Annotated in this window: 11 protein-coding genes; 6 read left to right on the plus strand and 5 right to left on the minus strand. The window is 40.4% G+C overall.

Annotated features, from left to right (window positions below):
- Nucleotides 1-150: 150 nt before the first annotated feature.
- Nucleotides 151-1,680, minus strand: a complete 1,530-nt coding sequence (locus IEU71_RS09145; protein ID WP_004910771.1) for a multicopper oxidase family protein — start codon at nt 1,678-1,680, stop codon at nt 151-153.
- 126 nt (nt 1,681-1,806) lie between these two features.
- On the opposite strand from IEU71_RS09145, the gene IEU71_RS09150 reads away from it, so the two are divergent.
- Nucleotides 1,807-1,998, plus strand: coding sequence for a hypothetical protein (locus tag IEU71_RS09150; protein WP_004910774.1), 192 nt, complete (start codon nt 1,807-1,809; stop codon nt 1,996-1,998).
- On the opposite strand, the gene IEU71_RS09155 is transcribed toward IEU71_RS09150, so the two are convergent.
- The 3 genes from IEU71_RS09155 to IEU71_RS09165 form a co-directional block, all read right to left on the minus strand.
- Entirely contained in the window at nt 1,969-2,226 is a 258-nt protein-coding gene (locus IEU71_RS09155; RefSeq protein WP_004910776.1) for a GIY-YIG nuclease family protein, read from the minus strand. The two genes, IEU71_RS09150 and IEU71_RS09155, sit on opposite strands and share 30 nt — an antisense overlap.
- Nucleotides 2,227-2,695: 469 nt before the next feature.
- The gene (locus IEU71_RS09160) at nt 2,696-4,489 is read right to left on the minus strand and encodes an adenine deaminase C-terminal domain-containing protein (RefSeq protein WP_004910777.1); all 1,794 of its coding nucleotides are present in this window, start codon (nt 4,487-4,489) and stop codon (nt 2,696-2,698) included.
- 19 nt (nt 4,490-4,508) lie between these two features.
- Entirely contained in the window at nt 4,509-5,843 is a 1,335-nt protein-coding gene (locus tag IEU71_RS09165) for an NCS2 family permease (RefSeq protein WP_004910779.1), read from the minus strand.
- A 200-nt stretch (nt 5,844-6,043) separates the two neighbouring features.
- On the opposite strand from IEU71_RS09165, the gene add reads away from it, so the two are divergent.
- Nucleotides 6,044-7,078, plus strand: coding sequence for an adenosine deaminase (add, locus tag IEU71_RS09170; RefSeq protein WP_004910782.1), 1,035 nt, complete (start codon nt 6,044-6,046; stop codon nt 7,076-7,078).
- A 126-nt stretch (nt 7,079-7,204) separates the two neighbouring features.
- Here add and IEU71_RS09175 read toward each other — a convergent pair whose 3' ends face one another.
- Complete coding sequence (locus tag IEU71_RS09175) at nt 7,205-7,714, minus strand: IS3 family transposase (RefSeq protein ID WP_143471467.1); 510 nt, start codon at nt 7,712-7,714, stop codon at nt 7,205-7,207.
- Between the two features lie 77 nt (nt 7,715-7,791).
- Between IEU71_RS09175 and IEU71_RS09180 the strand changes: the two genes are divergently transcribed.
- The 4 genes from IEU71_RS09180 to IEU71_RS09195 all read left to right on the plus strand — a co-directional run bounded on the left by IEU71_RS09180 (nt 7,792) and on the right by IEU71_RS09195 (nt 10,842).
- A complete protein-coding gene (locus IEU71_RS09180) occupies nt 7,792-8,034 on the plus strand; it encodes a transposase (RefSeq protein WP_004910784.1) in 243 nt (80 codons plus the stop codon).
- A 17-nt stretch (nt 8,035-8,051) separates the two neighbouring features.
- Nucleotides 8,052-8,807 carry an IS3 family transposase gene (locus IEU71_RS09185; RefSeq protein ID WP_188349645.1) on the plus strand — a complete coding sequence of 252 codons (756 nt, stop codon included), beginning with the start codon at nt 8,052-8,054 and terminating at the stop codon, nt 8,805-8,807.
- Between the two features lie 970 nt (nt 8,808-9,777).
- Nucleotides 9,778-10,176 (plus strand): hypothetical protein, encoded by a 399-nt coding sequence (locus IEU71_RS09190; RefSeq protein ID WP_004910765.1) that lies wholly within the window; start codon nt 9,778-9,780, stop codon nt 10,174-10,176.
- A 381-nt stretch (nt 10,177-10,557) separates the two neighbouring features.
- The gene (locus tag IEU71_RS09195; RefSeq protein WP_004910766.1) at nt 10,558-10,842 is read left to right on the plus strand and encodes a hypothetical protein; all 285 of its coding nucleotides are present in this window, start codon (nt 10,558-10,560) and stop codon (nt 10,840-10,842) included.
- Nucleotides 10,843-10,853 lie beyond the last annotated feature (11 nt).

Below are 10,853 nucleotides of genomic sequence, written 5' to 3' on the forward strand. Positions count from 1 at the left end.
TTTTATAATCGCAATCGTATCTCAAATGTCGCCTAATTAACTGAATAAAAATAGTCCAATTTATTGACTTCTGAGCAAAGCCCCGCGATGTTTGATCGTTGGAGAGTTCATATTAAAATCATCTTTTTCTATATTAGTATTGTGGGACGTTTACATTTTCATTCCCATTTTTTCATAAGACTGCATACCGCCCATCCAAATCTCAGATGGTTTGACGCCACGTTCTTTAGCCAAGGCCATCATTAACGTATCCATATCCATCAATTTATATTCTTGCTTTGGCTTGGCTGGATCGAATGTTTCAATCTGTGCCATCATGCCGCCATCTTCGTGCTCAATGATATGGCAGTGATACATATAAACCCCTGGCAAATCAAAGCGAACCAGCAGCCGAACCGTTTCACCAGGATTTACGCCAACGGTATCTTTGAAACCATATTCATTTGGATACGGCGCATGCCCATTCCGCGACAAGACTAAGAATTGGGTTCCATGCACATGGAACGGATGAACCATTCCAGGCGCATCATTGCTATTGGTAACATCCCAGTACTGGGCTTTGCCAATTGGTTGCGTGGCATCAATCCGCTGCATGGCAAACTTTTTACCATCAATCGCAACACCTTCGTCCATCCCCTGCATCACAACGTGGCGAACTGGCAAATCCGGGTCAACCACTGGTGCCTTCACATCGAACAACTTATCAGGCAAGGTAGTCTGATCCGGTTTGAACGCATGAATGCGGAACTTTAGCAATGGCACATCATCCGTATATAAGGTGACCTCGTCGCCTTCATGGTATTGGCCAAAATCAACGATCACTTCGGCACGCTCAGCACAAGTCAGCATCAAATGGGTAAATTTGACCGGATCCGGTAACAGTGAGCCATCCCCGCCAATTTGCGTAAATGGCAGGTCATCGGAAAAATGCAACCGCCATTCACGGCGATTAGCACCATCCAGAAAACGCAACCGGACCTTTTGCGTGGTGACATCAAAATAGGGATTGATTGTACCGTTAATCATTGCAGTTGGCCCAGCAACACCGTCAGGATCATAATCAGCCCGGTAGTCCCACTGGTTGTTCTCATGAAAACGCCGGTCTTGCAAAATGACCGGAATATCGTCAACGCCATAGTTCCTTGGCAATGGCAGGCTGGCTTCATGGTCGTCTTTGACAATCACCATGGCAGCCAAACCATGCCAAACCTGCTCGGCTGTGGATGGGCACGGATGCGCGTGCAGCCACAAAGTCGTCGCCGGTTGTTCCAATGTGAAGTCGATATGCTTACTTTCACCCGGATAAACCGGCGCATGGCATCCGCCATCAACATAAGGGCCACTGACATTAGCCCCATGCCAATGAAAAGTGGTCAACTCAGGCAGGGTGTTTTTCAGTGTCACATGCGTATGCTGACCACGGCGATACACAATCGTCTGACCTAACAGACTGGTATTATAGCCCCACGTCTTGGTCTTCGCCCCAGGTAACAGTTGCGTTTCCCCAGCCTCTGCTGTCACCGTGTAATAAACGTCGGTCGCCGTCTCTTTATCCGGTTTCAACAACGGCGGCACATTTAAGGGCTTCTCAGGCGCATCACTGACCTCAAGCGGCACGTACCCGCCATCGTGGAGATCAAACGCTGGCTCATCAAAGAAATAGTTCGTATAGGTTTTCATCGTGATTTCTCCTTCTGACAAGAATTTTAACACTTTTTAGGGTTGCCATAAACATAATTTAGAATTAACCTAAAGTAGTATCGAAAAATGGTATAGGTCTTATCCATACACTTGAGGAGGATTTTCATGCAACAAATGTCGAAAACAATGGGCTGGCTCATGCTGGCGTTAAATGTGGTGCTGCTGATTCTAATTGGTACCATGCACAATATGGCAGCGATGTGGTTAATGGGTCTGATTATGACTTTGGACGCTGTGACAGGTTTAGTTGCCGCTTATCGGCCCCAGTCAAGTCAACAACACGCCCACCAGCGCTAGTTTATTAAGCAGTTGCTGCAGTCTACTAAAAATAGCATTTGATGCTTGACCAATATATCGTTTATCATCACCCAACAATATATAGATGCCAGGTTTTTTAGACTCATCAATCAACTGAATGCTAGCTAAATCGTCTTTATTCGCAATGACCACAAATGATGGTTCGTCATAGAATATTGAAATGTTATCATTCCCTGACTCTCGGCTGATAAATATGTGATTGGGCATGTGATCATCGACCTCTTTTTTTAGGCGCTATTATACCGCCGAACAAAAAAACAGCCCCCATTATCTACTAGTCAGATAATGGGGGCTGTTTTAATAGTCTTTTCGAGGGGTCATTATGTAATTATAGCCCCTGAATTAAGGAATGTTTTAGTGACGAACCTGATTCCTAAATTAACTGTTGATCAGTTGAAAAAGTGGTATGTGGCAGTATCAAAATAAATGGTGTTGGAATAGCGGTTAGTTCTTGGAATTTACTTAAAAGGAAGGCCATTCTAATCTTTAATTTGATAGCCTTTAAAAAAGCGATATGGTCATAATCTAAATTGAAGTCTGATAAGCCTGATTAAAAAAGGATCCCGTGAAACCAGTATTTGTAGGTTATTCATTATCTACAAATACTGGTTTCACGGGATCCTTTTTGATGGTTGATTATTTTGATAGAGATCTTGGGATAAACGAAGGAGTGCACCTAAACAGTTTGGCCGGCTTCACTTAATTTTAGAATTGGATCAAATAATTCCAACTTAATACAATCAACGTTTCCCATATCGGTGATTGCTAAATCCGGGATTGCAGTGATTGGCAAAAATGACAGATAGAATAAAGGATCAGGTAATTTGCTGCCGAGTTCACGAGTTGCTTGTTTCAGGTCACGTTCTCTTTGTGCTAATTTATCAGGTGCAAGGTCAGTTGCAATTCCGCCAATTGGTAATTCAAGAAGATCAATGACTTTACCATCGACAACAACAATCTGACCACCACCATGTTCGATTAGCTGATTGGCAGCGATCGCCATATCATTAGTATTAGTGCCCAAAACAACCAGGTTATTGTCATCCGGAGAAGCTGATGTTGCGACAGCCCCTTGTTTGAGGGACCATCCCGAGACAAATCCTAATGATTGATTACCATTTTTTCCGTAGCGTTCAATCACGGATACGAGGGCAACATCTTTGTTGGGATCGGGTTGCACAATGCCATCCTTAACATCTAGGATAACGTCCCGTCGTTTTCGAACAAATGGGCCGACACTTTTAATTGTTTCAACATTGGCTTGCCCATTTTTTAAATCAACATGGTAGTCAAAATCTTGTGGTTGTAACCTCTGATGTTTTAGTCGGCCCTGTAGTTTAGAACTACGTTTTGGAGCGGCTAAATTAACCACCATTTGATTATCTTGGGCAACAAGCTGCCCTTTACTGATAACTGACTGAATATTAAAAGTGCCTGGCTGGTCAACTAATAAAATATCAGCATCTTTTCCTGGTGCAATCATCCCAACGTGATCATCAATTCGATAAGCTTCGGCGCTATTAATAGTTGCCATTTGAATTGCTGTCATGGGTGCGATACCAGCATTGATTGCCAAGCGAACCATATGATCAACGTGACCATGATCCAAAATATCGGTTGCGTTGACATCATCTGTGCAGAAACTGGTATTTCGGGCAATTTCTGGGGCAACTTCCGTAATTGCCCGAATGTTTTCTTTCAAAAACTTTGTAACGGTTGATTCACGGATGATGACATGCAACCCTTTACGAGCCTTTTCGACGAATTCTTCGTGGCTATAGCTTTCATGATCCAATCGAACGCCGCTCATTAAGAACTGATTAAGTGCTTTGCCACGGGCCATTGGGGAACAACCAAAAATCGGTTGATGATATTTCTGAGCTAATGTGAGCGTTTTTAAAGTATCCTCATCACGAGTCTGAACGGCTTCACGAACGGTTTCCCAGACCCCAAAACAATTTTCCTGTTGTAAGAGTCTGGCTTGATCGTCCGAGTCAATGTCATAAGCAATGGTTGATTTAGGAAATGTATAAGGGGTTTTGTATGGGGTACCCCAAAATACTTTTAATGGCAGCTGATTGATTTCTGCAAAGATTTCTTCCAGGCCGTCTAAACCAATTGATGAAATATATTCATCAAGACCGGAGATGATACTGGTCGTTCCATGGGGAAGAACTGCTTGAGAAAAACTAGTCATACTCATTTTTGAGCATTCAACGTGAATGTGACCATCAACTAAGCCGGGAACCAAATACTGATTAGTTGCATCAATGTGTTTGGTGTTCGGACCAATGTAGTCCGTGATATCTTGGTCGACTGCAACAATTCGTCCCTGATAGATTGCGACATTGGTTGGATAATATTCACCTGTCATAACATTGACTAAGGTGCCGTGTTCGATGACGGTGTCAGCAGGAATCTCTGCTGCACCAGCTTGAATATAGTTACCTAATTCGTTTGTAGATAGCAAAATTTTTCCTCCATTACTTTTACAGAATGTTTAAGACATACAGCAACAGCACAAATACAAAGAACAGCGCGATCATGATCGGGTTGATTTCCTTGCGTCGGCCAGCAGCGATCATTGTGATCGGATAGATGAGAAAGCCAAATGCAATCCCGTATGAAATATTGTAGGTGAGTGGCATCCCGACAACTGTCAAAAAGACAGGTAGGGCAATTTCAAAGTGGCCCCAGTCAACCTGTTTTAACGATTGGGCCATTAACACGCCGACAATAATTAATGCTGGGGCAGTTACCTGCGAGGTGATCACTGTTAATAGTGGTGAGAAGAATAAGCTAAGTGTGAAGAAGCCGGCAGTGACCAAGGCGGTCAATCCAGTCCGGCCGCCAAGGGCAATTCCGGCTGAAGATTCAACGTAGGCGGCAGTTGGGGTGGTCCCCATGACTGAACCTGCGAGCATGGAAAAGGAGTCAGCCATCAGTGCCCGGCCGATTCGGGGCATCTTGTTATTCTTAATGAAACCAGCTTGTTGGGCCAGGCCAATTAACGTACCGGCCGTATCAAAGAAGGCCACCAATAAGAAAATTAAAATAACAGCCCATAGCTTTGGTGAATTAAGCTGAGGTAAATGGGTAATGCCGACAGCAAAGGTTGGGCCAAGACTTGGCACTGACGAAATTAAATGGGTTGGTAAATGAATGAGACCTGTAAATAGGCCTAACAGCGTCGTTGCGATCATCCCAATAAAGATTGAACCGGGAATTTTTTTAGCCATTAGAATTGCGATGACAAAGAGGCCAAAGATACTTAGCCAAGTCGTCGGCACAGTCAGTGAACCGATTTGGACCATTGATGATTTACTACCAACGATTAAGCCGCTTTCCTGTAGGCCGACAAAGGCAATAAAAATTCCAATTCCCGCTGCCATTGCGAGCTTTAGATCATTAGGAATGGCATTAATGACAATCTCTCGGATTTTAAAAATTGAAATAATGGTAAAAATAACTGATGCAATCACAATTCCTGCCATTGCCGTTTGCCAAGAGATGCCCATTCCTAATACAACCGAATATGTAAAGAAGGCATTATCTCCAAGCCCCGGTGCAATTGCAATGGGGTAGTTGGCTAAAAAGGCCATTAATAGGCACCCGATAATAGCGGATAATGCGGTAGCCGTAAAAACAGCGCCTTTATCCATTCCAGCGTCCCCTAAGATACTTGGATTAACAAATAAAATATAAGCCATTGAAACAAAGGTGGTTGTTCCAGCCACTGTTTCGGTTCGGGCATTGGTATTTAGTTCACTTAAATGGAATCGTCGATCTAACCATCCGTGACGTTCCTTTGTAGCAGTTTTCATACTTTAATCCACCATCCTAATATAAAGTTCGCGTTTAACTAAAATTATGGCATAGATAATTAACAAAAGCAACGCTTAATCGTTAAGCAATAAAATGATATATTTAATGGAATAACTATTTACGAGGTTGAAATTACGTGTTATTCTAACAATATAATAAAGATAAAAGATAATGTTCTTATTTTAGGAGGAAGATCACTTTGACAGATGTAACCCGAGAATTTCTTCAACAATTACCAAAAGCCGAACTACATATTCATCTTGAAGGAACTTTGGAACCAGATCTTAAATTAAAGCTGGCCAAAAAAAATCATATTAATATTGGTCAGAATACAATTGAGGAAGTCAAGAAAAGTTATCAGTTTGATGATTTGGCTTCGTTCTTGGCAGTTTATTATCCAGCATTGGCTGTGTTACAAACTGAACAGGATTTTTATGATTTGGCCTATGCCTACCTATTAAAAGCAAAAGATAATCATGTTCGTCACGTTGAATTATTTTTTGACCCCCAGGCGCATACCAGTCGTGGGATCAGCTTTGAAACGGTTATTAATGGATTTTATCGGGCAACTCAGGATGCCAAGAGTTTCGGTGTTGATGCGCAATTAATTATGTGCTTTTTGCGGGACTTTTCTAAAGAATCTGCCCGGCAAACGTTGTTGGAAGCCAAGAAACATCGTGACAAGATTCTTGGAATCGGGTTGGATTCTGACGAGCATCATAATCCACCAATGAAGTTTGCGACTCATTTTGAAAACGCCGTGTCTCAGGGATATCATATTACGATGCATTGTGATATTGACCAGGTTGACTCGATTGATCATATTAAGCAGGCATTAGAAGTCATTGGGGTTGAGCGACTGGATCACGGAACTAATATTGTTGAAAATTCTGATCTGGTTGACTTTGTTAATCAAAAACAGATCGGTATGACCACTTGTCCGAAGTCGAACAGTTTCGTCAGTGCTGATATGAAGGGTAAAGAAATTACCGATTTGTTGGCCAAAGGAATTGAAATTAGCGTCAATTCCGATGATCCGGCATACTTTGGTGGCTATATTTCCGAAAATTATTGGGCCCTTGCTGAAGCATATGATTTATCAGTCGACCAAGTTGTACAAATTGCCAAAAATTCATTTAACAGCTCGTGGATCAGTGATCAACAAAAACGGAATTATGTTCAAGAAATTGATGATTTTGTTGCCAACTATGATTTTGAGAGGGAAACTGTTTAGCTGAACAAAATAGGGTTCTGTTGCAAAGTTTTCCAAAAAATCTATTTTAGTGTAAAATTGGGAAAAAAGACAGAGAGGACAGCGTAAGGAATTATTTTAAAGGCAAACAATTCAAAAAAGACGTCATTATTGTCGCTGTTGGTTATAAAGTGCAACACAAAAGTTAGACAAAATTGAATATTTTTTAACTACTAAGGCATGTTCCCTGTATTCACAGGGAGTCATGCCTTTTGTTTTCTGTGATATTCGTCGATCGTTAAACCAATCGACGTAATTCTTTGTGATTTCCTTGAATTCTCCAATATCTTTACACTGTGGAAATCCATTAAGACATTCTGTTTTAAGAAGATGAAAGAAGCTTTCAATTGGCGCATTATCAAGACAGTTTCCCTTACGAGACATGCTTTGTATAAATTTTTTTTCAGAGAGTTTATCGGTATAGTAATTCAATTGATAATGCCAACCTTGATCTGAATGAATTATTGGTTTTATTCCTTCCGGAATATTTTCTGTGAGTTCATCGAGTGTATCCATAATTAGTTTACTGTTAGGACTATTACTTACTTGAAATGCTAAAACTTCCTTGCTTGCTTCGTCAGTAATAGCTGAAACGTAAGCCCACTTAGTATCGGTCAAGCGTACTTGTGTGCTCTTATACTAAAAAATGGACTATTTTTATTCAGTCCGTAAAATGAAAGTATAGGAGTATTTTTATGTCAATTCGTTATTCACAAGATTTCAAAGATTCACTGGTTAAACTTCACCAAGAAGGCCGTTCACTTAAATCATTAGCAGAAGAATTTGGTCCGTCGAAAGATTCTATTGCTATTTGGGTTAAACAAGCTACCCCAATCATGATCAAGGGTCAGTCAAAGACGTTAAAGGATGTCAGGCAACTAGAGAAGCGCCTCGCTATTTTGGAGGAAGAAAACGAAATTTTATCACGCATAGCCTGACAGGCATTGAGCGGCCAGTGCGTATTTTAAGTGCACTTAAAATCAAATCTAGTACCTATTACAACTGGCGCCATTGGCAGCCCAGTCGACAAGAAAAGCGTAGAGAATCCCTGAAACCTTATATTTTAGACGTTTGGAAAACCTTTAAATTTTATGGTTATCGTCGTATTGCTGCTTATAGTCAACAAACCGACGGTCCGAAAGTATCTGAGTATATGACACTTAAATTGATGCGTGAATTAGGGATTAAATCCCGCATGCAAAAACGTTATCGCAAACCCAAAACTGTTGTGACGGTTGATCAAAAACCCAATCTGATTAGACACTTGCATGATTTGAGCGGTGTTTGGCAAACAGATATCACTTATATTCAGTTGACTAATCACAGATGGGTCTATTTAGCGACCGTTTTGGATCCTGAGAAGAGAAAAGTATTGGGCTATAAAATTGACGATACAATGACAGCCGAGCTAGCCACAAGTGCCTTACAGATGGCGTTAGATAAGCATCGAAAGCCACTCATTATTCATTCAGATATGGGGTCACAATACACGAGTGCTGAGTTTAATATTAAATGCCAAAATTATGGCTTGAAACATTCATATTCACTCAAAGGCCATCCGTACTATAATGGCCGTATGGAAGCGTTTCATTCAATATTGAAGCGTGAAGAGGTGTATCTGAAGGCATACCAAACATTAACTGAAGTCCAAGCAGCCATTGGTTGGTATATCAATTTTTATAATCGAAATCGTATCTCAAATGTTGCCTAAGTAACTGAATAAAAATAGTCCAATTTATTGACTTCTGAGCAACATCAACTGCCACCAGAAATAGCAACCGCGCGACAGCCAACCGCCACCACAACAGTTAAGCTCGCCCGTGGTTATTATAATAATTTTCTAAATTAACAACACGAATTTAAAAGCAGGTTAAAACGAATAACAATTTATTTATTTTCAATATCAACAGTAACAAGGGCAATCAGTTAGATTTGAGCAGAGGAAGCCCTAAGTAATTAGGACTTTTAAATTGTTCAAGGTATAATTCAGAATCATATCGCTTGTATCAACCACGTATACCGTTCTATTTGCTTTTCTATCATCTGCCCAATAGAAAACCTTATCTATAAGGCTAAAACTCGTCAGATACCATTTAAATCGCTTTACATGCGTTTTAAACCATATAGGTGCTTATCTCTATATGCCACTACTTTGCCAATCACTTGCGGGCGAGCCGACCCATATTCGAATTGTTCATTCCCCACAATATCGCTGTATATTGCTTTGGACGTGGTTTAGACGACCTTTCAGCCCTCTTGACGGATACACGCCTGTTCCGTATTAATTGTTAGGATAACGTCCGACAATGACTTAACGGACGTAAAAAGCGTACTCCTACTGCTCTAGCTAGAACTTATGGAGTACGCTTTTATAGTTTCTTATGCTTGATGGTTTACACTTTGGCTATAAGTCGTTATAATAGTAAGTAATCTAAAGCCAACACAGATTGCGTTCTTTGTTGGCAAAAACCTGATAGTTGTATATCGTGAGGTCATGAGTCCTAACAGTTGGTAGCTGTTGAGGGCTTTTTACTTGTATTTAAATGTTGCATTAATTTTAGCATTAATTATTAAGATAGTACAAACAAGAATACATAATTTGCGATTAAATGTTTTGAATGTTGTAAAATTAAGTAACGTTTCAAGCGTTACACTTTATTTTTAATCAAAAGAGGTGGATTATGAGTAACGAAAATGATACGTTACAAACTTTTACAAGCGTTACAGAAATTTCAAATTATTTAGGAATTAGCAGACCGACATATTATAGGCGATTATCAGCGTTAGGTTTTGATAAAACAAAGAAAAAATTCACTAAAATAGAACTCAAAAAATTAAAGTCACCGTTACAGCGTAACGTTACACATAACGACGATGAAAGTGTAACGAATGTAAATTTTGAATTTGAAAAAGATATTATAATTAACTATCAAAAACAAATATCAGAGTTACATAATTTGCTGGATCAACAACAAAAGTTAACGCTTGACCTTCAATCTAGGTTAGATAATAAGAACCAGGAGTTGTTAGATTTGAAAGAAACCCCTAAACAAGGATTTTGGCGTCGTCTATTTGGTTAGTTGTCATCATTAGTTAGTGAATCAATTTTATTTTTAAACCGAAACCGTGTATAATTGTAAGCAATAAACGCCATGAAACAGCTCTGCTGTTTCAAAGGCTTGCACCAGTGCGCTGGGCAAGCCTGGTGGTCCACTTTAAAAGACAGTGACGCCAAAAATACAATGGCTAACCTGTCATTTTTGACAATTAAAGACGCTTCAAAAAATTTCTTTAACCCCCAAATCACTAATAGGGGGGGTAAAATTACAAATAAACCGACAGGTAACCCCTCCTCAACGCATGGGGGAGTATGTTTTAGTCAACATTTCTATTATGGGGCAAAAAGGTAATAAACGCCCCTTTGATGAAATTTATCTAATAAAAGTAGGAAAGGAGCTGTTATGACGTACAATGCAATTAAAGGTCGCTTTACGCGGGTAGCGCCTGATAAAACGATTTTGTATGGTGACAAGCCTTATACGTTTGCCTTAACACCAGAACAAAGTGAACAGATTGACCAAGCCGTTTATGCGGTTGTCCTGGCAAAAAATTACAAAACGACCTCTTTCTCAATTGATGAGAAGTTAACGTTGTCTGACGAAGAAGTCGCCCAACACAAGTTGGTGGTCCGTTTACGCCTCCGCAAAAAGCACAAACAGCCGTCTCATAAACCGCTCACGGACTAAAATTTCACAAA

The sequence above is a fragment of the Leuconostoc falkenbergense genome, from assembly GCF_014634805.1.
Classification (GTDB): domain Bacteria; phylum Bacillota; class Bacilli; order Lactobacillales; family Lactobacillaceae; genus Leuconostoc; species Leuconostoc falkenbergense.